General features: G+C 39.0%; 13 protein-coding genes. All 13 read right to left on the minus strand.

The window, feature by feature from the left end; all coding sequences use genetic code 11:
- Positions 1-14 precede the first annotated feature (14 nt).
- Complete coding sequence (locus P278_RS09940; RefSeq protein WP_038266115.1) at positions 15-3,380, minus strand: glycoside hydrolase family 2 TIM barrel-domain containing protein; 3,366 nt, start codon at positions 3,378-3,380, stop codon at positions 15-17.
- A 13-nt stretch (positions 3,381-3,393) separates the two neighbouring features.
- On the minus strand, positions 3,394-5,001 hold the full coding sequence (locus P278_RS09945) for a beta-N-acetylhexosaminidase (protein ID WP_051413512.1): 1,608 nt from the start codon (positions 4,999-5,001) through the stop codon (positions 3,394-3,396).
- 24 nt (positions 5,002-5,025) lie between these two features.
- On the minus strand, positions 5,026-6,612 hold the full coding sequence (locus tag P278_RS09950) for an arylsulfatase (RefSeq protein ID WP_082436139.1): 1,587 nt from the start codon (positions 6,610-6,612) through the stop codon (positions 5,026-5,028).
- Positions 6,613-6,829: 217 nt separating this feature from the next.
- Entirely contained in the window at positions 6,830-8,632 is a 1,803-nt protein-coding gene (locus tag P278_RS09955) for a DUF3472 domain-containing protein (RefSeq protein WP_082436129.1), read from the minus strand.
- Between the two features lie 104 nt (positions 8,633-8,736).
- A complete protein-coding gene (locus P278_RS09960) occupies positions 8,737-10,386 on the minus strand; it encodes a RagB/SusD family nutrient uptake outer membrane protein (protein WP_038266118.1) in 1,650 nt (549 codons plus the stop codon).
- Between the two features lie 18 nt (positions 10,387-10,404).
- A complete protein-coding gene (locus P278_RS09965) occupies positions 10,405-13,329 on the minus strand; it encodes a SusC/RagA family TonB-linked outer membrane protein (protein ID WP_038266120.1) in 2,925 nt (974 codons plus the stop codon).
- A gap of 404 nt (positions 13,330-13,733) precedes the next feature.
- Positions 13,734-15,056 carry a hypothetical protein gene (locus tag P278_RS09970; protein ID WP_055725818.1) on the minus strand — a complete coding sequence of 441 codons (1,323 nt, stop codon included), beginning with the start codon at positions 15,054-15,056 and terminating at the stop codon, positions 13,734-13,736.
- Positions 15,057-15,114: 58 nt separating this feature from the next.
- Positions 15,115-16,200, minus strand: a complete 1,086-nt coding sequence (locus tag P278_RS09975) for a DUF5007 domain-containing protein (protein ID WP_139226627.1) — start codon at positions 16,198-16,200, stop codon at positions 15,115-15,117.
- Positions 16,201-16,241: 41 nt separating this feature from the next.
- Positions 16,242-16,901, minus strand: a complete 660-nt coding sequence (locus tag P278_RS09980) for a fasciclin domain-containing protein (protein ID WP_038266126.1) — start codon at positions 16,899-16,901, stop codon at positions 16,242-16,244.
- A gap of 21 nt (positions 16,902-16,922) precedes the next feature.
- On the minus strand, positions 16,923-18,470 hold the full coding sequence (locus P278_RS09985; RefSeq protein WP_038266129.1) for a RagB/SusD family nutrient uptake outer membrane protein: 1,548 nt from the start codon (positions 18,468-18,470) through the stop codon (positions 16,923-16,925).
- Positions 18,471-18,481: 11 nt separating this feature from the next.
- Positions 18,482-21,667, minus strand: coding sequence for a SusC/RagA family TonB-linked outer membrane protein (locus tag P278_RS09990; RefSeq protein WP_082436130.1), 3,186 nt, complete (start codon positions 21,665-21,667; stop codon positions 18,482-18,484).
- A 248-nt stretch (positions 21,668-21,915) separates the two neighbouring features.
- Entirely contained in the window at positions 21,916-23,754 is a 1,839-nt protein-coding gene (locus P278_RS09995) for a sodium:solute symporter family protein (RefSeq protein ID WP_038266136.1), read from the minus strand.
- 173 nt (positions 23,755-23,927) lie between these two features.
- A complete protein-coding gene (locus P278_RS10000) occupies positions 23,928-26,534 on the minus strand; it encodes an alkaline phosphatase D family protein (protein ID WP_038266139.1) in 2,607 nt (868 codons plus the stop codon).
- Between the last annotated feature and the right edge of the window lie 71 nt (positions 26,535-26,605).

A 26,605-nucleotide genomic window follows, 5' to 3' on the forward strand; every position in this document is an offset into this window, starting at 1 on the left:
ATTAAATCTTTATGTTACTCAGCAGTGTAATATTGCTTAGCCGTGTTGATGGTATTTGCAGTATTTCCACCTTTGAAAGGAATGAGGTAGAAAGCATACTCATGCTTTTGGTCTCCTTTTAACTGGTATTTTTCCTGAGGTCTCGCTCCCCAACTATTATCTCCTGCAACGCCACGTTGTTCAAGATCAATATTTAGTTGTACCAGGTCTTTTTCGACAATATCAATTGTATGTTTACTGATATTAACTTCCGGCATTCCATCACTGTAATTATCATCTTTGGTTGCATGTTTCTCTACTGCTTTCTTATCCTGCTTATAAGAGATACCAGGAGTTGCATCAAAATCTTCGTTCAACATATGCAATGCACTCACACCAAGATCTTTTGCGTTCTTTTTAGAAGAAACTACCAGCAATCCACTGTTTGAATTATCGGTTAGTGCCACCCATCTCACATCTGTCTTATAACCATTTTCCTGTGGACGGATATACGGTACGTATTGATCTTTAACTTTTGACGTATACAGATCTACAAAAGCTGCTGCTTTTCGATCTTGATAATTCTCCCAAGGTCCGCGTCCAAAATAAGTCATATTTTCATACTTCTTTGGTAACTGCATGCGCATTCCGATTCTTGGAATATCGGCCTTATAGGTTGTCGTATTTAAGGTATTTGCTATTTTAACCACTCCATTAGTCATGATTGTATATACCGATTCGAAGGTAGTTTCTACACCAGGCAGGTAATAAGTTATTGCAACCTCAACGCTACCATCATCCTTCTTAGTTGTTTTGAAGGATTGTACCTCTGCCTCTAACGAAGCTCTTTTCCACTCGATATTTCTTTCCTGCATTCTATTACCGAAATCGTTGTCTGTTGGAGCTCTCCAGAAATTCGGCTTAGGTCCGTTGCCATCTTTTATCAACTCTGTACCCTCATAAACATAGGAAGTCATTTTACCCTTAGCCTTATCAAACAGCATCTCAAAACCTTCACCGGAAAGCGTCAGCTCTTCTTTGTTCTGTTTTATATTAACGGTTCCCTGATTTTCTAATTTAGCAGGATTCCAATTTACCTTTCTATCTAAATAGATTTGTTCATGAGCTACTTCATATCCGGCCTTCAATATTCCCCAATCCTTTTTAAGGGTTGCTGAAACCTCGACAAAATATTCTGTGTTTGGCTTATAGGTAACACCGTCTAAAGGCACTCTGATCAATTTCCCGGTATGTGGTTCTACATCGATACTTCCCATCGGGATTGTCTTTAACACCTCACCGTCTGCTTTTATTTGAGCGGTTAAATCAAACCTGTTAAGATCGATAAAGTCGTATAAGTTTTCAACCAATACTCTTATTTGTCCGTCTCTGTTAATTCCTTTATTCTTGAAGTTAATGAACTCGTGTGCTTTTTTAACTTCGTGTAATGCAGGTTGTGGAGTTCTATCCGGGAAGATTATACCATTATTCAGGAACGTGTTATCAGAAGGCATACCTTCTCCATAATCACCTCCGTAGGCATAATACTTTTGTCCTTTCTCATTGGTTTTCCAAATTGACTGATCTACCCAATCCCATATAAATCCTCCTTGGAGATTATCGTGTTGTTCGATCACATCCCAATAGTCCTGGAAATTTCCTGTACTATTCCCCATAGCATGGGCATATTCACTTGGGATGAATGGTCGATCTGTTTTAGAGGTTCCGATATATTCGAAAGTTCCCGGCGATGGGTATTGTGGCACAATAATATCGGTATTGGTATCCATATCAAACAGGTTTCCGTCTTCAGGCTTATAAGCTCTTTCGTATTGAACCGGTCTCTTTTGCGGATCATGGGCTTTTATTTCATTATATGCATTGAAAAAGTTAATCCCATTACCTGCTTCATTCCCCATTGACCAGATAATCACGGATGGATGGTTTTTATCACGCTCCACCATACGAATCATTCGGTCTACATGGGCTTTTTCCCATTCAGGTTTTTTAGCTAATGAATGCTCGCCATAATACATTCCATGTGATTCGATATTCGCTTCATCAACCACATAAATTCCGTATTTATCACACAGCTCATAAAACTTTTCCGATTGCGGATAGTGACTTAAACGAGCTGCATTGATATTATTCTCTTTCCAAAGCTGAATATCTTTAATGATCTGTTCTTCACTTACCACATGTCCTGTTTCCGGATTATGTTCTTGTGTATTAACGCCTTTGAGGGTAACGGTTTGTCCGTTTATCTTCAGTAAGCCATTTTTAATCTCAACGGTTCTGAAGCCTACATTAGCAGAGGTAACCTCAAGTACATCCCCTCTCTTGGTCTTTGTAGTAACAATTACCTTATAAAGATCCGGAGTTTCTGCTGTCCACGGCATTGCTTGCAGTACATAAGCAGCAAAATTAAATGTGGTACTTTCTCCTGCTTCCATCTTGAGTGGCTGCGTATCATTAGCCACTAATATCCCATACTTATCCAGAATCTTATAGGATACTTCCAGTTTTTCTCTTTTTTCTGTTTTATTCTCGAGATCGATAGCCAAATCCAGCACACCATTCTTATAGGTCTCGTCCAGGGTTGCCATCATTTCCACATCCTTGATACGAACCTTTGGTTGTGCATACAAGTATACACTTCTTTCGATACCACTTATTCTCCAGAAATCCTGGCATTCGAGGTACGAACCATCGGTCCATCTGAAAATTTGTAATGCAATCGTATTTTTTCCCGGTTTCAGATATTTTGAAATATTGAATTCTGCAGGAAGTTTACTCCCTTGAGAGTATCCTACATAGGTTCCATTGATCCATACGAATCCACCTGATTTCATGGCGCCGATATGTAGAAACACTTCTTTGGCTGACCAGGAATCATTGATAGTAAATTCTTTTCTATAAGATCCTACAGGGTTATAATCGGAAGGTACATCCCCTGGATTTGCGGGATAGATTCTATCCACAAATTCCATTTCTTCCGAAACGGGTGCTTTATAATCTGCAAATTCATATTGATGGTTTACATAGATTGGCACTCCAAAGCCTTCAACTTCCCAATTCGCAGGAACCTGAATATCGTCCCAATTACTTACATTCACATCAGGGTTAATGAAGTCTTGTGGTCGATCTGAAGGTTTTCTTACCCATTTAAACTTCCAGGTTCCGTCTAATGACAAATAATTACCTGATGTTTTCCAGTTATTTTCAAGTGCTTTTTCTTCACTTGAAAAGGAATAAAAGGTAGCATGTGCTTCCTCTTTATTTTCAGAAATCACCTGTGGATTCTCAATATAATGATTCAATTCTTTAGGGAGCTGCTGTGCTTGCGCCAGATACCCAGCTACCAGTAATCCTACCAGGGACACCCCTTTCTTTTTCATCATAGCTTAATTCTTGTTATTTTACTTCTTTAAAATCTGCTTTTCTAAATTTATCAGCATATTTGATGCCTTTCTTTTCCCAGTGATCCAAGATAGGATTTAAATTTTCAATAAACACATCGAAATTTTTTCTGTCTTTGGCTGTCCACCCGACTTCAGCATAGGCAGCTAATCTAGGAAACACCATTCGATCCATATCCTGAACGGTTGGAATCCATTCACTCCACATCTGGCATCCCAGGCCAAGTACTTTCTCGTGGTACTTTGCATCTAAGCCTTCGGGAACCGGATCGAAACTATAGGAATTTTCAATTGGCGTATACCCGTAGTTATAATCCAGGTATGTGAACACATGATAGGAGTTTACGATATCATAACCTCTGTTCACAGCATCGGTAACCATATCGAGGTTTCCCTTCCAAAAATGCACTATTGTACTTTGAGCCAATTCTTCTTTAGTCTCCATATCTTCTTTCTTTTGCCATTCATGAACATTTCCTCCCAGAACTTCATTCCACCCCATCATTCGATGATCATATTTATCCAGGAAGTTAGAAATCTTATTGGTAAAGAATATTTGAAGATCGGTTGGCGTGTTTAATTTATTTTCTTTCATGAAGTTCTGTACAAACTCACTTTCTTTCCATGCATCAAACTTTACCTCATCGCCACCAATATGGATTGTTTTTTCAGGAAACAGGTTCATGACTTCAAGAAGCACATCTTCTAAAAACTGAAATACTTTAGGGTCGGCTACATTATATGAATCCGGAAGTTTCCCAAACACTACCGGCACCTCTTTTAATTCTCCGATGGTCCCTAACCATGGATAAGCAGCTATGGCCGCTGAGGCATGTCCGGGCATTTCTATTTCAGGCACTACTTTTATATGTCGGGCTGCGGCATATTCAATAATTTCCTTGATTTCGTCCTGGGTATAATACCCTCCATGTGGTTCTCCAGATCTTTTCTCACTGTTCCAACCTCCAATTTGGGTATTGGATCTAAACCCTCCCACTTCGGTAAGTTTTGGATATTTTTTAATTTCAATTCTCCAACCCTGATCGTCGGTTAAATGCCAGTGAAACACATTCATTTTAAGCAAAGCCATCTGATCGAGTAATTTTTTGACCTGTTCTTTTCCTTTAAAATACCTGGCTTCATCGAGCATGAATGCGCGCCATGCAAATCGCGGATTATCTGTAATACTCACTGCGGCGACCTCACCATTGTTCTTAATGAGTTGTCTTAAGGTCTGAATACCATAAAACACCCCTGTTGTATTAGGCGCTTTAATTTCGATTTTATTTTTTAACACCTCCAGGGTATACCCTTCTTCACCTACTTCATTTGAAAGTGCAGTATCGAGCTTCAGTATAATTCCCTTTTTTCCTTTACCAGCTATTTTTAGATCTAACTGATATTCTTCTTCAAGGAGTTCTTTAAGGAATTGCGCATTATAATCATTTTTATCGGCTATAATTTTAACCTTTGGTGTTATGGTGTAACTACCTTCTTTTGATTCAACCTTTAAGGGTTGTGGTATTACTCTGGTGTGTTGCGCATGTAAAGTAACTGTAAAGAGTACCAAAACACAAGCCAATAAATTATTTACTAATTTCATTATATCTATACTTAATAAGAGTTTTTATTCCGCTAAAAGTCCTTTTTCTAACATTGGAATTTTAAAACGATCTACCTCTGGAGTCGTATGTTGTTCTTTTAGAATCTTAGCTGCTTTTTCCAGGATGTCCGGATGTTGATCAGCCACGTTATTGGACTCTGTCGGGTCGGTACTCAGGTTGTAAAGCTCGAGTGTCGGTTCTTTTTTAGGGTTTTTAATATTTTTTCTGATCACTTTCCAGTCACCCATTCTTATAGCGATCTGACCATCATATAAAGGGAATTCCCAATACATAAATTCGTGTTCTTCCTGGTTATCCTGCCCTAACAGTGTCGGTAAAAAGCTTACCCCGTCATTTTCAGTATTCTCATACCCTACCAGATCAGATAGGGTAGCAAACATATCATAATGTGCAGAAACGTGATCTGTTTTACTACCAGTTTTTATTTTACCTGGCCAGCTAGCAATCATAGGTACTCTTATTCCTCCTTCGTTCACAAAACCTTTACCATATCCATAGGTAGATTTAAAAGGTTTAGCGCTATCGAAAAATTCCGGATCCACACCTCCATTATAGGTAGGACCATTATCGGAGGTAAATACAATCAGGGTATTTTCATAAATCCCTTCATCTTTTAATTTTTGCACCAATTTTCCGATATTTTCGTCGAGGTAAGATATCATTGCTGCATAAGTAGCATGCGGGTATCTATTTGGGAAATATCCTCTGTTACCTATGTACGGTTCTTCATCCCCAAATTTTTTCACGTAGTAGTCCACCCAACGCTGAGGGGCTTGTAAAGGAGCATGAGGAATTGGTGATGCCCAGTAAATAAAGAAAGGATTTTCTTTGTTTCTCTCTACAAAAGAGGTCATCTCATCAAACATTAAGTCCGGGCTATAATCATTCAGATTAAAATCTTTGTAGCTCTCCATATCATAAGGATCTGCTCCTTTTGCTAAACGCGTATTAGGTGCAATCGTATCATTATTTAGGTGTACACGTTTTTCATTTTTATAGAGGAATAACGGATAATAGGTATGAGCCTGTCTTTGGCAATTATATCCAAAGAATTCATCGAATCCCATTTTAGTAGGAATTGAATTGGTATGAGGTGCTCCCAGTCCCCATTTTCCATACATTGACGTTTTATACCCTGACTCCTGTAATTTTTTAGCAAAGGTTATAGTACCATCGGGCATAGGCAGCTGTCCTTCGAGGGTAGAATCTTTTGCCATTTCACGGTAATCCCAAACTTTACCTCTTTCGCCCCATTCATGATTTCCACGAACAAAGGCACGTCCTGAATGTTTTCCGGTTAATAACATACATCTTGCCGGAGCACAAACCGGAGCACTGGTGTAATGCTGGGTAAAAGTCATACCTTCTTTTGCCAACGCATCGATATTAGGAGTTTCTATTTTTTCTTGTCCATAGGCACCAAGTTCACCATATCCAAGATCGTCGGCAAGGATATATATAATATTCGGTTTACTTGAATTTAATTCCGTCACGGACTCTTCTTTAGGTTGGTCTTTACATGCCGTAAAAAGCAATAATAACAGTAATACACTACTCATTGCTTTTAATTGAAATATGCATTTTTTCATCGGAACATATTTGCTATCAATTTTTACACCCATCTTAATAAAAGTTAGTTTTTTTACAAAATTTATAAGCTCATTGCTAATATATCAATAATTACTTAAAAAAGAGGAGTATTGAAAATATATAACTTACGATTCGTTTCTTTTTAAAAAAATAACGCATAAAAAAAGCCGAAACAGGAACTGCTTCGGCTTTGATTTTAATTTCATCTAATTGATACTATCGCGTAAATGGTATTATTTCGGCCATGGCGGCATTATCGGTACCATCATGGGCGGTTTTTGCTATGAATTTAAAATATCGAAATGTTTTAGTTTCCGACAAATCTACATCTATTGCTGCAGCTGTATTCTGCAATACGAATTCCCCAAGACTTTCCCAGGTTGATCCGTCGTCACTTATCTGAATTTCTAAATCTTTAACGGTTCTTGAAAGGTTTTGTCTTTGATAGAATCTAAATCCGTCTATTTGCTTTGATTCACCCATATCAACTGTAATATGGTGTGGAGGGGTAGCTGTACATCCAGACCAGCAAGAATGCCAGAATGTGTTTAAATCATCATCCAGAATATCTGCGGCTCTTCCGGTATCTCCTTCACCCCCATTGTCTTCTTGTGTGCTAAAATCGGTCACTACCCAGCCAGATCTATCCAATAATGTAGGTTCTTCCGGAAGACTCGGAACTTCCAATTGAGAAAAGTCTATATTCGGACTTACTCCATTGGCCGTTCTCTGGTGGTAGCTATCAATAGTTGTATTATCACTGAAGAAACCACAATTTTTCATAAAGAATTTATTGCCATCTGATCCGCCTGCATAATCGAGGCGTGCTCCTTTTCTTGCTGTTGCATCGGCAGTAAATTTAGCTTCCGTTAGTTCATGCCATACATCTTGCGTATCGTACACCCATTGATTGCCATAGAACCCTTTTCTTGAAAGTACTCCGGCTTCTGTTCTGAAATTCTCCAGGAACGAATGTTGATTGGTCAAATAGGTACTTGTATAAGGTCTTCTGAAACTGGCGATCAATTTCCAGGCACCTTCCTCAGGAGCATAAAAATAAGCGGTGTAGTCTGTTGAATTATTTACCGATGGCTCTCCTTTCAGCAAGAACTTATAGGTATTACCGGCTTGCCAGTCAAAAACTTTATAGCTCTGTCCTCCGGATCCTTCATTTCCAAATTCACCAGTAGTTACGCCTTCACCTTTTCCTAATAAAATAATTTTATAATCATCAGGAATTTGAGAAGGATCTTGAGTTTCATAAGGACTCCAAACGGAAAAAAGAATTCGTCTTTCGGTATCCGAATTGACCTGCATACCAAAGTATCCCTGACCAAATCCATTAGCCATAAAGTAAGAACCTACTACATCTTCCCCTTCAGGCACGGTCACTTCATTATAGAACCATTTGATATCTGTATTCTGAGGAGGCGTGTAGCTCAAGTGTACTGAAGGACCTCTTCGTCCCCAGTAAAATTCATCCTGAACATACGTAACTCCACTAGCGGTAGCCGCTCCGTCGATTAATACTTCTTCTACATCTGCTATATAAGTTGCTGATTTTTCAACCCCTTGAATTTCAACATATTGATACCCTGCATCAGAAAGGTTAAATGTACCTACGGCTACATCTTTATAATTAGGGCTACTGTTCACGGTAATGGTTTGACTTTCTCCCCCTACCGTTACTTTAATTTTTGAAGTTCCTTCAGCCACCTTCATTTTTAATCCGACTTTTAACTCTCCTGCACTTTCTACCCTGAAAAAAGTTCTAATCACGGTGTTAAGGTCAGTCCAGTTATGTATTCCGGTATCAGATATCAGAGATCCATTTTGAGAAATGTCATTCACAACCCAGCTATTCCCTCCCGGTGGAATCTTATAGCTGTATTTCAGCTTAGCGTCTTCCGAAACAATTTCATCCGGTTCGGTAGTAGCTTCATCTCCGCTACAGGAGGCAAATAATAGTACGCCAAGTAGCAAGAACCTGGTCAGGATTGTGTTTTTTACTGTTTTCATTGTTATATAGTTTTGGTTAATAATTAAAAAAGGGAGTCTGAAAAATATATTCTTCAAACTCCCCTCTCATCTAAAATTGTGTTTTTTGTACTCGGTGGCCCTTCTTAATCATTCTGGATTAATGATGGCTGGGCATTGATCTGGCTTTCCGGGATATACTCAATAACTCTGTTATCCGTTGGCAACACCTCATAATAAGGGTTGCTACCATTTAGGTGTGTTCCAGGATATCTTCTATCCATGGTCATATTATTTCTAAACACATCAAACTTTCTGTGTCCTTCGTAGGCAAACTCCAACCTTCTTTCATCCAACACTACATCCAACAAAGTCTTACCTGCAGGAAAATCAGCGCTACTGTTATAAGCCGGGATACCTGCTCTGTCTCTGATGATATTCACATTGGCCAGGGCCTCAGCTTCATTTCCCATTTTAGCATATGCCTCTGCTTTGTTCAGATACATTTCTGCCAATCTCGAAATTACCGGAGACCAAAGGTGAGGTACATCTTCTTGCAAAGACGCTTTTGTGATAAAGAACTTTGGATATCCATTACGCTTATACATGTCAAAATCGTTATCAACATATATTTTTTCATTAGCACTGTTATTGAAATAATACAGTGTTTTACCGTTCTGGATTTCGGACATTACCTGATAGTTCGTTCCGTCTTGTGTAAAGTATGTGTTTCCACCTTCTTCAAAAGTTCTACGGAACTCATACTTATAATTATCATTCACCCAATACACGGCAGGAATCTTATCTCCGTTTTCATCCAATTCGTATTGTGGAACTATAAATCCTTTTCTAACATCTTCAGGATGCTCATTGATTAAGTTTAAATACGATTTAGAGGCATACATCTCACCCCATCCAGCTCCCTGGATATTTGCATATAAAGAACCTACAGTATACCAACCATGGTTATAATCTGATTCTTCTACGAATCTGAAGCAGAAAATTGTCTCCGGATTTTCTTCCGGAACTTTTTGAAAATATTTAGAGAATTCGCCGGTTGAAACTAAACTGAATTTTCCAGAGTTAATTACCTTATCGGCATATTCAATAGCCTTATCGTTTTGCCCCATGTAAAGATATACACGAGATAATAATGCCTGCGCTGCTTCTTTGGTTGCATAGGCATTGATTTTATCCTGAGACATTAAAGCTTCCGCCTTTAATAAGTCAGTAACAATTTGGTCATAAACTTCCCCTACGGTATTTCTATCCGGAATATCATCAATATCTGATGTTAATTTCAATGGCACTCCCAGATTTGAAGTTCCCTGAACGTATGGTCTTCCAAAAACATTTACCAATTGAAAATAGACATACCCTCTTAAGTAATAGTTTTCACCAATTAGTTGATCTGAGTCTAAAGACTCTCCTTCTGTAGTAAGTTCAATTACCTTATTACAACCAACAATAGCTTTATAACCAGAACTCCAGATATCATTAACACGCCCGCTGGTAGTAATATTATTATAATTATAAGTATAAAACAATGGATCTGTTGTAGTTCCACTCAATGCTACGTTATCTCCCGGATATTCCGTTATTCTGTGTAATTGAGGTGAAAAACCACCACCATTAGCATCTCCCTTTAAAAGCGAGTAGGTTCCTTCTGTTGCTGCCAACAAACCTCCTTCATCGGCAAACAACTCATCTGTTGCAACGGAATCGTAAGGGAATCTGTCAAGGTCACATGCCGTGAAGGTAGCGACCATCATTATTCCATATATTATTTTTTTCATCTTGATAAGCTTTTTTAATTAAAATGATGCGGTTAAACCAAATGTTATACGCTTCGAAACAGGATACAATGTACTGTTAACTCCTCCTGAACCAACTTCCGGATCCATCCCGGAGAAATCAGTAATCGTCCATAAATTATCACCTGAAAGGAACACGTTCAATCTGCTCAACCCTAATGATTCAGCCCATCCTGTCATTGGCACGTTATAGCCCAGTCTAACATTACGCATTCTCAAGTAGCTACCATCTTCTAAATATCTTGAAGATGTTTTATTCGATAAATTATTACCTCCATATACAGGTCTTGGGTGGGTAGCATTATCGCCTGGTTGCGTCCATCGGCTCCAACCGTCAGCTAACACTTGTTGATTGTATGTTGGGTATGCTCCATCAGCATCATATAATTCTCTACTGGCGTTGTAAATTTCGTTACCTTTTGAAAATGAGAAGTTTGCGGATAAATTAATTCCTTTATAATCTAAAACAGTACCAAAACCACCATAGAAATCAGGAGAAGCTGATCCTACATCTTGTAAAGTAGCTTCGTTCCAATTATTGGTGAGGGTACGTTCTCCGGTATCGGCATCAACTACCTCCCATAAAGGGTCTCCATTATCAGGGTCTACACCCATCCACTTACGCATATACCAGGTATTGATATCATCGCCTTCGTTCAGACGTTTTCTACCTGAGATAATCGGCTCTCCTTCGAACAATTCTGTCACCTCATTTTTATTAACTCCCATATTGAAGTTAAAGCTCCATGTAAAGTCTTCCTGCGTAATTAGGTCAGCATTTAAATTCAGTTCGAATCCGGTGTTTTTAACACCTCCGATATTTTCCCAATATCCACTATAACCCGTTACATCAGGAATCTTAACGAAGTATAAGAGATCAGAAGTATTCTTTATGTAATAGTCAAATGACAAACTCACTCTGTCGAATAATCTCGTATCCAGACCGAAGTTTGACTGGTACGATACTTCCCAGGCCACATCTTCGTTTCCTAATTGCGATGGCGTAGCTACCGGCACTCCATTATAGGTATTACTTAAGCTATATAAATCGTATTGAGGATACAATGAACTTGGTCTGTTACCGACAGAACCGTAGCTAGCACGTAATTTCAATTGATCAATGATTTCAGACTCAAAAAAGTCTTCATTATGAATGTTCCATCCACCACTTAAAGAGTAAAATGTACCATATTGATTATTCTCCCCGAAGTTTGAAGCTCCATCTCTTCTGATTGAAGCTTGTGCCAAATAGCGATCAGAATAGGTATAGTTAGCATTGAATAGCAATGACTGCAAGGCATAATCATTTTTAAAACCGCTTACCGCTCTGGGTTCTGCAGCATTGTTTAAAATTTCCGTTCCAGCAACAATCCCTCTTCCTGTAGCCGAAAAGTTTTCATATTTATAATCGTTGTATTCGTAGGCTGCTAAAGCCGTAACACTGTGATCTCCCCAAGTATTATTATACTTAATCATCTGGTTTGTAAACCTGGTAATTCTTCTTGCAGTATAGTTATACAAACGACCGTTATCTGCTAAACCGCTGTTTGAAGCTGGATCGGTATACGACATTGAATCGTATCTGTAAAGGGTATAGCCATTAGTAGAAATAAAGTTAAGGTTTTTCAAGATCTCGAAATCGAAATCGAAATTACCAAACAAGTTAAACTCCTGATTCTCTGAGTAATTCCATTGCAGGTCATACAAGTAGTTGCTTTGGTCTCTACCTACCCAGTCAACACCATTTTCTTGTGGATTCAATACGTTACCTTCGTCGTCATAAGGAAGATCCCACGGCATGTAGGTAAGCATAGCATAAAGCGAATGCTGTTTATCATCAATGGTACTATAGTTTACTCCGATCTTTGGCTTCAGGGTAAGACGATCACTTACGTCGTAATCATGGTTAAGTCTGAAGCTTAACTTATCAAAATCATATCCTTCTATGGTACCGGTTTCGTCGTAATACCCAAGTGAAATATAGGTTTTTGACTTTTCAGAACCTGCTGTAAACACAAGGTTATAGTCTTGTACTAATCCTTGCTGAGTTCCGTTATCGATCCAGTCGTAGTCGCGATCCAGGAGGTCTTCATTAAACCATGTGTTTGCATTTTGATCAAATGTATCTCCAAAAGCATTGTAGTAATCAAACATTTGGCGAGAATTCATCACATCAAAATTCCCTTGATTAAAATGTGTAAAACCAACTCTTGAAGAAAGGGTAAGTTCGCTTCTACCAATTTTAGCTTGTTTGGTTGTAACAACAACAACTCCACTGGCAGCTCTGGAACCATATAATGAAGTTGCAGAGGCATCTTTTAATACAGAGATTGATTCAATCTCATTTGGGTTTAGGTTCGGTGTACCGTGCATAATAACACCATCTACCACCCAAAGTGGACTCACTCTACCATCGATAGAAGAAATACCTCTAATTCTTACATCAGGTACAGATCCGGGTTGTCCGGAACCTTGAATAACCTGTACCCCTGCAGCTTTTCCCTGCAGCATTGTAGAAACATCAGGTGAAGTTACATCGGTAAGTTCTTCTGCGTCGATACTCGCTACAGAGGAAGTTACATCAGATTTCTTTTGTGTACCATAAGCTACCACAACTACCTCGTCTAGTTCAGAAGCAGAAATGGCTAATGATACATTAATAACTGAATTGCTACCAACAGTCTTCTCTACTGTTTCGTAGCCCACAAAACTGAAAACCAGTGTGGCTGTGGCGTCCACATCGATGGAATAATTACCATCAAAATCTGTCGCCACTCCTTTCGTTGTGTTTTTAACCAACACATTGACACCAGGTATAGGCATACCTGTTTCTGAGTCGGTCACCTGTCCTGTTATTGTTTTTTCTTGTGCATAAGAAAAATTAAATAACAGAAAGGCAACCAACATAAATAAAGATCTACTCATAAGATTAATTTAATTTGGTTGACATAATGTTATGCATAATAGATATCCAAAAAAACACAATCCATAAGGATAAATACACACATAACTTTCATATTCTTTGCTAATATAAAATTTAAAATCACAAAAAAAAACGAATGGCGAATTTTTCCTTTCGTTTCATTGTTTTTACAACACTAAAATTTACATATACACAAGGAAAGTTTATAAATAATAAAAAAACTGTCTTTAGACAATCTAAAAACAGTTTTTCGAAAACGTTATAGTTTTATTTAATAACCTAATAAAAACCCCCACCTAAGGTCTTTAAAACTTATTCCGTTTCGCCAACTCAGCTTATATGTTTTTGAGGCATAAAAAAAAGGGGCTTACCGCCCCTTATTATCATACAACCTTTAAGAACTTAATTATTCAAAAGGCACTTTAACGATTACTGTTTCTCCTCTTCCCTCTTCATTGGTAATACTTTGAATAGTCCACAGATCTTTTAAATTATCTCCATCAATCACACTACCGCTATAATCTCCCCAAGACACTCCATCTGTAGCTCCTTTTCCTTCTCCTGCACTTATTATTTCACGTATAGAACCTAATGGATCATTACTATATCTGTATGCAAAACGCGGACTGATATACATGTTTTCATTTGTTTCCTGGAACCCAATCACGACATCGTTGTTCTTATTCACCGCAATCGTTGTCTGGATATAACTTGTTTCAGGGCTTGCTATCAATCCTGTTTGAACGATGGTTCCATCCAGTTTTACCTGATGCCATTGAACGGCGGCACGACCGTTGTGATTGATTGCATGTGAAAACCAAATACAGTCGTTCTGCAATACCAGGTTCTTAGGATTTCTGTCTCCTGAAGCGGTTACCTGATCGGTGTTTTTCTGAGGGGATTTTGGCGGGTACTGAATACGTCCGAGGTTATGTGCTTTAGCACTTACCACCTCCGCAACCGGTTCTCCGTTCTTACCTTCAGTAACTTTGGTTATGATAAACCTATCGCGATCAATTTTAAAGAAATAGAGGTCATTGGTTTTGTCTTGTGTAAACACAGGATGACCCAAACTCCCTTTAAAATGATATACGGTAGCTTCTTTTCCTTTTTTAGCTTCTTTGGTTTTTAGCACAAAGGTTCTTTCTTCACCTCCAGGAAATGAATAGCCGATCCATTTTTTACTAAATCCTATTCCTCCACCATCTCTTCCATTGGGTGCAGGCACCGGATATACGAACCATTCTTTGGTAGGGTTATCCGATTTTGACACAGCTATATTCACCGGCTTCTTTTTTTCCTTATCCCATGGATTCCACAAGTCGAAACCAAACACATTGTTATGCGGATCGAAGAACATTTTGGGATCGATGCCTTTATTGAAACAGTTTTGTGAAGCCCCATCAATGTAATTCCCTTCTTTGTCGTATATCACTAAACCTTTATTGGTTCCGTGCAACACATAACCACCCCCAACAGCAATCTGAGGATCTACTTGTCTGTTACCATCTTTGGCTCCCGGAAAGACCTGATATCCATTTACCATTTGGGCACCACCTCCCTCTATACGTTGCGGACATGAGGTTGCTCTGAATTCGGACTTCACTATAGGCTGAATTACCTCCGACCGTGACGCATGCATGGATTTTCCTTCCTGACCAATTACGGCATTAAGGCCCATAAATAAAACTGAAAAAGAAAGGGTTGCAATATTTTTTATTTTCATCATTTTTTAGGTATTAAAAATTGGCTGGTATTACCAGCCAATTTTTAATTTTATTATATTATTATTTAACCTTGGTATAAGGAATTCGCATTTTAATTTCCCAGGTACCTGAGTCATTGATTTTAATCCCCCATCTGATATAAGCCCTGTTCATGATCTCTCCTGTATCAGGGTCTGTATATGGCGTCCAGTCTTGCACCCCATTGTCTGCTTCAAATGCCTCCTGATCTACAGTGAAAGCATCACCAGAAGTAAGGTAATACATTAAATAAGAGTTGTTGCCTGAATAAGTTCTACCATATTGCGGGAATGGAGGTGCCGGCAATTCAAAATAAGTAGCCTCCGCATCGGTTGTCGTTTCGATGGAGTTATCATGATAATTCTGCAAGTAACCCGCTCCTGAAGGATAAAACACCACTTTCTCAGGGTCTAACGGATTATCATAACTATCAGTAATGACCATTTTTACCTTTATTCCTAAAGATGGCTCATCACTAATCTTGGTAATATTGATGTACGGATGGGTTCCGTCTAACACACTCGGAATATTTTCATCTTCCCCATTTACAATTTTAGAAGTATACCCGATGTCGTAACCACCATCTACTTTTCCTAATTGCAGACGAGAGCGCATTTCTACCGGAAACTCGACTGGTTGAAAGGGTCCTAATTTGGCTACCACAAAATCATCTAACTGGCGCTCCCCTCTCATATTAGAGGCTTTCACATTTAGATGGTAGATATCATTGTCTGTGACCATTCGAGTTGCCTGCGTAAAAGCAAATTCCCCGCTCACACTGTTTATCAAAATGGAAGGCTGATTCGTAAGCTCTAATTTTTCCTCTACCAATGCCAGGGTCGTATCGGTATCGGGGTTGAACCCTTCTTTCCAGGTTAAGATCTCATGCTCCTCAAACAAGGCATCGGTAAAGTTCCCCTGACCATCAGTAATACCGGTGATCTCCCAATGTAACGGATACGTCGACCCTTCTATTGCCGGTGGCGCACTTTTCGTAAATACTCCTCGCGGCACGAAAATAGTGTCTTCCAATGCATGAATGTCATCACTTAAGTACCCTACCTCAGGCGGCTGGCAAGCCATGAACCCAAACAGGACAGCTAAACATATATATATTAAATTTTTCATTTGTTGTATCTTTTAATTAACATTTTTTAGACTAACTAAAACTAATCTCTTTCATAATTAAACAAGGTATGTCCTCCTTGCAAAACATGAATCACTCCATTGGTAGAGATCAGGTTAGACGTTTTTACTACTGTCTTTTTATCTCTTTCGTCGGAATTATTAACAGTCGCATTCCATTCGTCCCAGTCGGCGCCTACCATAGCGGTGTAGTACACGTATTCAGGCTTCGACTCGAGTTGATTTCCATAATCTCCCGATGGCTCCAAAGAAATTCTACGCTCTTCCCCATTAACAGCGGTATAAATTACACCCTGTTCTTTCACCATGTTTTCTCTTTTAATCGATTCGTCAAAAACATAGCCTCCAAGGTATTTTGTTAAGGTATCTACTTCGATATCGTTCACTGTAAATTCCGCTGTCGGATCTGTTTCACGAATATCTGTCAAACGTTTATTTACGTAATTCTGTATCGCCATATTATTCGGGGCAAACACCGTGTTCTGACCGTTAAAAACATCTTCCATCCCGGCTCTTTCGATGATCAAAGCCAAGGTATCCAGCTGACTGTGAGATCTGAAAAAATCTACAGTAGACATTCCCACTTCCTGCTGACTTAAGCCTCCGTCGACTAAGTAATCATCGCCACCTTCACAGGCGTAGAAGCCCAAAAGCGCCAGTCCTATTATTAGTATTTTTTTCATCTTAAATTCCTTTAATGTTAATTACAATTTACCTCTCCAAAACTCGGTCTGAACAATTTCAGGGTTTACTGAAATGATCGACGGATGAACAGGCCAGAAATACCCTTCTTTATCCAATCTGGATTGGGTTGCCCAAGATATTCCTTCGAAATAATCCATTCTGATACGGTCAAAACCTGATTGCGCTTCTCCAACGAACTCGATAGCTCTTTCATCGAAAATAGCTTTCATCAACGATTCTCTATCGCTTGCTCCCGTATAATTAGGAACTCCCGCTTTACTTCTGATCATATCTAAATCCTGAATAGCAGCACCAGTATTTCCTGAACGCGCATAAGCCTCAGCTCTCAATAAGTACATGTCTGCCAAACGGAAAATCAAGATATTTGATTCTGAAAACTGCGCATACGGATTATCAGGTGCAGCCTGATCCTGGCTTGAATGTGAATACTTCATTAAGAAGAAGTCGTTACTATCTTCGTATTCATTAAAGAACAACTCCTTTCGGATATCATCTACTCGATCCGGATCGTTGGCCATCATCTCATTTCCATAAAAATCAGGATTAAACCTAGGAGTATTTCCTGTATTAACATTGGAATACGCATAAGGATAGTTCAGGGTTGCTCCGGCGTGATTCCCTGCGTTGCTAGCAATTCTAAAAGACTCACTCATTCCGGCATCGAAATTAATTTCGAACAAGCCAGTTTCAGATTCTCCAAGACACATTCTATTAAATCCATCTTCACCTTCAGCAACATAGTCGATTAAGCTTGCTCCACTGTTGTTGATTACAGAGGTGGTAGCTGAAACTGCTTCCTGAATCATTGCTGCATTATCATTATCTCTGCTCGCATACCATAAAGTTATATGCGCCTTTAATGCTTCTGCACTTGCTTTATTAGCCGTGATAGCCCAACCTTCTGCACCTGGTGATGAGTACTCTAACAAATCAATAGCTTTATTCGTTGCCTCTAAAGCAAAATCCAACACCTCTAACTCATCATTTCTTGGAATACTAACAATGTACCCCTGATCATCTACTAACTGACTAGAACTTTCTATTGATTCTTCAACAATTGGAGCATCTCCCCAGATTCTTGCGATATAGAAATAGGTTAATCCACGAACAAAGGCCGCTTCACCTAATATCCTATCTTTTTCCTCCTTGGAGTCAAACAGATCATCAGACATGTTTTGCACATATTGCTCTGTAGTGTATGCCCAGTTCGCTGCGCGATAGAAATTCTTCCAGTTTCTTGATTCGTCTCTATAGGCCAGTACAAAATTACCACTTCCTTCTATGTAGTTAGTAATCCAAAAACGACTATCCATAAAAGTCATCCCGGTCCATTCTCCCCAGAACAAAAAGTTCGCCTGATGGGTCAAAGCATTTTTAAGTAATCCGTATGCCCCTGCAACTGCCTGCTCAGCATTTGCCTGACTAGTCCAAAACACGTTTGGATGCGTAATAGTCACCGGCTCCTGATCCAAAAGATCCGAACAACCCACCGCTCCGAAAAGCGATAAGATCAGTACGTATATTTTATAACCTTTTAATTTTTTCATAACATTATTTTTTAAAATCTTGTATCAATACCAATTGAAATTGTTCTCGCCTGAGGATATCCATTTCCATAGGTATTCCCCTTTGCATCTACCATCGATGCATCAACAACCTTCTTAGATTTTTGCCACTGATATGGATTCAATACAGAGGTAAACAAACGCAATCTTGATAAACCAATATCTCTCATGAATTTATCTTTTTGATCGAATGTATACCCAATCGAAGCATTGGTTACCTTCCAGTAATCGCCACTATCGATCCAAAGGGTCTGATTTCCTCTAAACCCGTAGAATGGTCCTAAGCTCGGGCTTGCTGGGTACAATGCCGGGAAGTCTACACCCGCTGCACCGTCTCCAGGTTGCTCCCAGAAGGTGTGTTCGCTTAAATCTGCTAAACCACGAACAGCCCAGTTGATTCCTCCTCTGTCATACGCATCCATATAACTGTTCAATACAGTATTCTTTATATCCGCGCCAAATGAGAATTGGCTATACATCTGGAAATAGAATTTTTTGTATTGCATATTAATATTGAAAGATCCCTGAATATCCGGTATCGGTGAGAAATCAGTAGTTAATTTCAGGTCGTGCTGTTCATTTAAGAGGTAATCTCCGTTTAAGTCTTGCCAAATTGGAAATCCTGGTCTTATTGGTGCCCATGCACTCTTACCCGTTAATGGTTCTCCAGTGAATGGATTCACAGGTAACTGACTCAAATCATCTATGATGTAATCATTGATGAACATCTTGTAAAGATTCAATGGTCTACCCACTACATATCCGTAATCTCCACCAATATAATCTCTGTTACCGTTAGGAAGTTTTGATACATAGTTTTTGTTTTGTGAAAAACCAGCCATTAACTCCAGGCGCAAATCGTTATTACGCGGAAACACATGATATCTTAACATTGCTTCCCAACCGTAGTTGATTACCCCCATAATGTTAGTTAAAGCTGCATTATATCCTGAATAAGCTGGGAAATTCACATCGAAGAACAACTGATCTGTATCCTTGTGGTAAGCATCGAAAGTTAAACTTACTCTTCTGTTGAACATATCAAGGTCAAAACCAATGTTCCATTGTTCAGTTTCTTCCCATCCTAATAATGAATTACCAATTCTGTTGAAGTTCGGAATTACACCGGTTACACCTCCATAGCTGGAAACATTCATTTGGTTTGACCAATAAGCGTTCCCTCCATACCCAAGGTTGTATGCTCCGAATCGAGCGTAGTTACCAACATTCTGGGTACCGTTAACACCCCAACTTGCTCTGAATTTCAGATAGTCTAAAAAGTCTGAAGTCAAGGACTCCATAAATGGCTCATCTGAAATTATCCAGGAACCAGTAGCAGAGTAAAATTTACCCCATCTGTTATCTTCTCCAAATTTAGACGAACCATCTAAACTGTAGTTAAAGTCGACCTGATATCTATTTTTAAATCTATATGTACCTCTACCGAAGAATGACACCAATGAGTTAGCGCTAATATCTGTCGATCCAGAAATCTGATCTTGTGTATAGCGACCGTTGATTACTTTAATAGCATCACTACCAAATCCGAATGCAGACATCAGCATATTTTCGTACTGATTATAATCTAAACGGTTACCTACGATTGCTGTCACTTCATGATCTCCGCCTCCAAAGTCATCCATATATGTTAAATAGGTCTCTCCGGTAACCCCTTTTCGGGTATAAAGTGCATAACTTGCAAAACCATCACCTTCATTTCGTACGATTGATGGTTCGTAGAAATTTTTCTTATTGCTATCATACACAAAACTTATTTGTGAATTAATACTCAACTGGTCTAACAAATCTAAAGTAGCAAAGTTAGATATAGTAAAGTTCACGGTTCTGTCCTGATTCATCTTTTCGTTTAACTCTCCGCTTAGCGATTTAATACGATCATCAGACACATAGAATAATGAGGATTGCAACTGTGCCGGATTTACAGGAAGGGAATTATTCAGGTTAAACGATCCCTGATAAGGGTTTCCTTGTCCTGTTTGTTGATCTGTATACGTAAATCTTGTGATCAATTGGTTATTGAACTTTGATCCTGCTTTGAAGTTTACATTCGAATTAAAGGTAATTCGATCTACACCGGTAGCCTGTACAACCCCTTCGATGTTATCATAACCCATCGAAATACGATAATTAGTTTCCTGGCTTCCGCCTCTTACGCTAAAGTTATACTTTTGAGCCAGACCAGTTTTATAGAACAAGCCCTGATAATCGATGTTGTTATTAAAGGCCGGGTTTAAACTATCCGTCAACATTAAAGGCGTTTGTCCACCTTGTAATTCATTGGTAGTCCACCATTTCTGGATCATATCCATTTTGGCTTGTCTTTCTGCTGAACCAACCAGAATCGGAACTAGCTCTGGTTCCGGTTGAATCCCCATACTGGTAGAAAAAGAGAATTCAGGTTTATCTAAAGCAGCCCCTCTTTTAGTTTCAATAATGATCACCCCATTTGCACCACGCGAACCATAGATAGCCGCTGCTGAAGCATCTTTAAGGACATCGATACTTTCGATATCATTTGGGTTTAAAGAAGCTAAGAAATCGGTATTCGAAACTCCATAACCTGCTAAATCCTGTAATGATGTTTGCACACCATCTACTACGTATAAAGGGTTACTATATGCTAAATCGGGATCGATATTAGCACCGACACTCGTATTACCACGAATTACCAGTGAACCCCTTCCTGCAGGAGCTCCCGTCATGGTCACATTTTGCATCCCTGTTACCTGGGTAGCAATTAAGCCGGAAACGTTCAGTACCGGAATATCTTCAATGGCATCACTTCGAACGCTGGAGACCGCCCCAGACACTTCACGTTTATGCACTTTTTGATAACCAATAAGAACTACATCATCCAGCTCTGTTAAATCTTCAGCCATCGATACTGATATCGATGATCTCCCTTCCAGTTTTACCTCTTGCTTTTTGTAGCCGATAAGGGTAAAAACCAGGGTTACCTGATCGTTAGGAACTTTCAGTTTAAAATTCCCATCAAAATCTGCCGCCACTCCTATTCGGGTTCCTTTAACAAGGACATTCACTCCCGGGAGCGGAGTGCCTGTAGCACCGTCAACCACACTACCCGATATGACTTCCTCTTGTGCAAAAGAGAAAGTAATCGCAAGCATTGTAATTGCGAAACAAAACAATTTTCTCATAAATAAAATAATTTGGTTGATATTAGCTATGAAATCCTTGATTTAATAACAAAAAAAGTGTTACACAAATAAGAATCTTTCATATTATTGGCTAAATTAACATTTATTTTAGATAATCCAAACGAATGCAAAATTAAATCTTTCGTTTTGTTTCTTTTTCAATATATGTCGACGAAAATATTGAAACCAAAAAAAACCCGCCCAAAAATGGACGGGTTTTCAAAACCAGTAAATACTATTTATAGGTACTAAAAAATAGTAGCTTTAATTTTTTTCCATAATTTACTAAGCAAATAGGACCCGATTAACACAACAATCGTTAATACAATGGCCATGGTTTGTTTTCCGTAAATCCAGTACCCTGTTGCGAATAATGCTGAATAAATAACCACACACCCCAACAACATAGCTAAAATACCTGAAGGAACACTCCATTTTTCTCTTGCATCTACAATATCCTCACCTTCAGTAACTGCTTCTCCAACAACCTTATCCCAACCAGGTCCTCCGGGCTGTGTTCTTTTATAAAAATTAAACAACGTACTGTTTTTCTCCGGTCTGGTTAAGAAAGTTACCGCCACCCAGATTACGGTTGTCACCAATACCACGAAAGGATATTTGGCCCATGCAGGCATTAAGCCAACTACGGTCTCTGAGGTTGTTTCATCCAAACCTCCGAATAACACTAATCCAAGCGGAGTTAAGTTGATTAACAGCGATATGATTCCCGAAGAAAACATAGCAGCAATCTCACTCCATGCATTAATTCTCCACCAGAACCAACGCAAGATAAATATCAACCCGGTTCCTGCACCGAAGGTTAATATGTAATCAAAAATCTGAAGCGCATTGGTAAGCAACAAAGCAATAGCAGCACTTACAACCATCAACAATACTGTAGATAATCTACCTACTGCCACTAATCTTTTTTGAGAAGCATCCTTCTCTATATAACGCGCATAAAAATCATATACTACATAAGAAGATCCCCAGTTCAAGTGGGTTGAAATTGTCGACATATAGGCAGCAATCAATGAAGCCAACACTAAACCTAACAATCCTGCAGGGAGCTTTGTTAGCATCGCTGAGTATGCTAAATCGTGCCCAAGCTTATCTTCTGCCACATTAGGAAATGCTTCATGGATACTTGCGATATCCGGGAACAATACCAACGAAGACAAGGCAACTATAATCCACGGCCAAGGACGTAAAGCGTAATGCATTATGTTAAAGAAAAATGTAGCACCAATCGCATGGTTTTCATTTTTAGCAGCCAACATACGTTGCGCAATATATCCACCACCTCCAGGTTCAGCACCCGGATACCATGCACTCCACCACTGTACTGCCAATGGTATAATTAACACTGTAATAAATAGTTCTTTATTATCGAAAGATGGTAAAATGCTCAATTTATCTATCACATTTTCATGAGAGACTAAATTGGCAACCCCTCCAATTTCAGGTAAATTAACACAATAGTAAGCGGCTCCTATACCACCAACCATCGCCACAAAGAACAAAATAAAGTCGGTATATACAACTCCTTTAAAACCTCCGACAGCACTAAAAACAACGGTCACCAACCCGGCATACCCGACTGTTTCCAGCGGCGAAAGTCCTAGCATGATCTGACCTATTTTTATAGCGGCAAGCGTTACTCCGGACATAGCCAGGATGTTAAAAACAACTCCGAGATAGACAGCTCTGAATCCTCTTAAAAATTTAGCCGGTTTTCCTCCATACCGCAATTCGTAGAATTCAATATCGGTAGAAACATTTGACTTTCTCCATAGTTTAGCATAAACAAACACGGTTAACAATCCTGTTATCAGAAATGCCCACCAAACCCAGTTTCCAGACACACCGTTTGTTCTAACGATATCTGTCACCAAGTTAGGCGTATCCGTTGAAAATGTTGTAGCAACCATTGATAAACCAAGCAGCCACCATGGCATTGTTCTTCCTGACAAGAAATACTCAGAAGAACTTTTACCTGACTTTTTCGAAACCCAAATTCCTATGAACAGTGTTATCGCGAAAAAGCTAAAAATTAAAATGTAGTCTAGGGTAGTTAATGTAATCATATTTATTTCTCTTTTCCTCGAGGTTAAATTTATATCTTTTTACTCAGCTTTATATTTAAGCATCAAAATTGTTTATTTTTTTTAATGATTGTTATAAATTTCACAGCTAGTTTCACTTTTTAGCACGGAAAACAAAATTTTATCGACCAAGAACAGCCGATAAACAACAAACATCAAAATTTCAGTGTAATTGATTTACGTTGTTTCTCTTTTGCTTTCACCTTATCCAACACCTTCTCAACACCTGTTGCTGTTTCCTCAACGACAATTTTATATTTCCCCTCTGCAAACACCTTCGGCTTAAAACTGTTTTCTTTTAAGCGCAAGACATAAACTAACACATCGCTTTCATTATAAATTTTCAGCAATGGTTTATTGGCATTTTCCACATTAATTTCCGGAAGCCAGGCAACTGCCTTTTTACCAAAATTATCCTCCTGGGTAACCTCTATCGGCCAACCGGCAAATTGCTGATCGCGATTCACCGCTACATCTACATACCTTGGCCAGCATTCGGTCTTAATAGTTCTTTTATTCTTATTAAAGGTCACCAGTCCATACCCGGTGGCTCTATCGTGTATTCTCTTTGGGGTTTTACCTGTTTGAAACGGATTCCCAACAGCTTTCACCGTAATCTTATTCCCAAAACCATCAATATGATCTCCGGTATAGGCCGGATCTTCATAAGTATGATTTGCAGCATCAACAGGCGGCCAAAATCTTCTTGGCCATATATTATTGAGTGCCGGTCCGGCAAAAGCATATCCGGAATCACCATACTCATCAACACCGTATTTTACAAAGGTACTTAAGTGCTGGTCTCCTGCTATGTGAAAGGCATGAGCTTTCCTTATGATTTCCAGCGCTTCATCTCGTTGCTTTTGCGGCCATCCATTTGAATCCATATCTACTGTCGGCTTATCACCTGCGACATACTCTCCTTTTTGAGGAATATACAAGGAAGGAACAACTGAATCGTCTATTGCATCTTCCGGCAAGGTAGCTACAGTTGCAAAATTTGTCTGAGACAACACTACTTTCATCTCAGCATCTTTCCAATCCTCCACCCAGTCTTTCAGGAAATCATGTTGTCTTTCACCAAGTAAACTAGCTTCAATATTTTTATACTTTTTAATATCGAAGTCTCTGTTTTGAATCCACCCGTTTCTAACCTGAGCCTCTTCCGGAAGGACATTTTTTGGCGCAGATTTAAATTTTCGATCTTCCAGAATGGCAAAACTAAGTCCCGCATAATTCCAGGAAGTATAGTACACTCCAATATTTTGTTTCACAGGGGTGGAATCATAAGGGTCAGGCAAATGACTCGTCTGTGTAAACTGAACCATATTCACCCAATCTGCCGTCATTTTATAACCACCAGAATCCTGGGCAGTCATCCCATACCCATTAGAAACATCGGCTTTCTTTCCGCCTTCTCCCCATACATTTCCATGATATACATCATGGTCATCAGGTATAATTGCACAAGGTTTATGTCTGAAAATCTCCCGATAAGACCATCCGAACATATACCATTTTCTCAGGTAGTCTAAACATCTCTTATCATAAGAACCTACGTAATCAGCTCCAAAGCCTCCTGTTCCTTCATAAAATTGATCTCCTAAGAACAGGATAATATCAGGATTTAGTTTAGACACATTATTATATATATCATTGTCAGGAAAACCAAAATGGAAATTACAACTAAAAACTGCAGCGGACACCTCTTCTTTCTCTATTGGCTCTTTGGAGATTGTTCCGTTGTACTGATAATTTCGTGTTTCATTCTCGAGTGGTATTTCTGCTACCAAACGGTATGGAACATCCTCCTTATACTTCCAGTCTTCAACAGTAAAATTAACGGCACGGCTGTCAGGGTTTAAAACAACGCTATCAAATTCTTCCCATTTTCCATTCACATTAAACTGCAAGGACAATTTATGTCGGTTGATACGTTCAAAAGGCGCACATTGCGCTGTTAGCTTCAATTTATTCTGATGCAAGGTATATTGAGCAAAACAGATCGGACCAAACACCTGGTCCTCTTTTACATGTAATTCACTTGATTTGATTTTAAATTTAGCAAACGCCGCTGAAGGCGCATCGGCAACTCTTTTCTGATTACAATCCGCTAATATGGCAAAATTACCTTCTAAGCTTTCGGCATCAACCAACTGATTGCTTACCCCGGTAAGCTGAGCTCCTGATTTGGGATCAATGACAGCCACCGACAAATTATATCTATTATCGTTGTACGCTTCTGCAAACACTTCTAATTTGTACAACTCAGGGACTTCCGTCAACGTTGTTTCAAATACACTCTCGCCTACCACGAGTTTTGCGTCCTGATTTAATCCAATATCCACCCCTTTACCAAAAACAGCAGCAGACCTATAGTCTTCAAACTCACCTTTGGCACCAAGTCTTATTCCAAGGCAATAATCACCTTGAAGGTTTTCTTTTTTAGGTTCCACCTCCAGGCTCACCCTGAAATCTATTGCTTTCTTTTGCTTTTGGATAGTCAATAAATGTAAATTCCTATTCCGACCATTTACATTACACACCAACTTTCCATTATTTATCTCCCAATCCTGGAGTCTATTCCCCCAGTATTCGGGTCCGGCCCAACTCATATCTCCCCACAAATGCCACTCACTTTCAAAATCGACACTTGCAGGTTTAAACATATCATTAACAGACATTGCCTTTAAAACACCAGGTGAAACCATCGGCAACACTGATCCCAATACTATAGTTTTAACGCACTTTCTCCTATCCATTATTCAAATTATATCAATGATTATACAATTATCTTTTTAACTTAACTTTTTCTTAAAGGGTAAATATACAT

The sequence above is a fragment of the Zhouia amylolytica AD3 genome, assembly GCF_000511935.2.
In the GTDB taxonomy this organism is placed as follows: Bacteria; Bacteroidota; Bacteroidia; order Flavobacteriales; family Flavobacteriaceae; genus Zhouia; species Zhouia amylolytica.

Bases quoted from the DNA above. Each gene is read 5' to 3' on its own strand.
- P278_RS09940 (WP_038266115.1), bottom strand. From the start codon at position 3,380: ATGATGAAAAAGAAAGGGGTGTCCCTGGTAGGATTACTGGTAGCTGGG.
- P278_RS09945 (WP_051413512.1), bottom strand. From the start codon at position 5,001: ATGAAATTAGTAAATAATTTATTGGCTTGTGTTTTGGTACTCTTTACA.
- P278_RS09950 (WP_082436139.1), bottom strand. From the start codon at position 6,612: ATGAAAAAATGCATATTTCAATTAAAAGCAATGAGTAGTGTATTACTG.
- P278_RS09955 (WP_082436129.1), bottom strand. From the start codon at position 8,632: ATGAAAACAGTAAAAAACACAATCCTGACCAGGTTCTTGCTACTTGGC.
- P278_RS09960 (WP_038266118.1), bottom strand. From the start codon at position 10,386: ATGAAAAAAATAATATATGGAATAATGATGGTCGCTACCTTCACGGCA.
- P278_RS09965 (WP_038266120.1), bottom strand. From the start codon at position 13,329: ATGAGTAGATCTTTATTTATGTTGGTTGCCTTTCTGTTATTTAATTTT.
- P278_RS09970 (WP_055725818.1), bottom strand. From the start codon at position 15,056: ATGATGAAAATAAAAAATATTGCAACCCTTTCTTTTTCAGTTTTATTT.
- P278_RS09975 (WP_139226627.1), bottom strand. From the start codon at position 16,200: ATGAAAAATTTAATATATATATGTTTAGCTGTCCTGTTTGGGTTCATG.
- P278_RS09980 (WP_038266126.1), bottom strand. From the start codon at position 16,901: ATGAAAAAAATACTAATAATAGGACTGGCGCTTTTGGGCTTCTACGCC.
- P278_RS09985 (WP_038266129.1), bottom strand. From the start codon at position 18,470: ATGAAAAAATTAAAAGGTTATAAAATATACGTACTGATCTTATCGCTT.
- P278_RS09990 (WP_082436130.1), bottom strand. From the start codon at position 21,667: ATGAGAAAATTGTTTTGTTTCGCAATTACAATGCTTGCGATTACTTTC.
- P278_RS09995 (WP_038266136.1), bottom strand. From the start codon at position 23,754: ATGATTACATTAACTACCCTAGACTACATTTTAATTTTTAGCTTTTTC.
- P278_RS10000 (WP_038266139.1), bottom strand. From the start codon at position 26,534: ATGGATAGGAGAAAGTGCGTTAAAACTATAGTATTGGGATCAGTGTTG.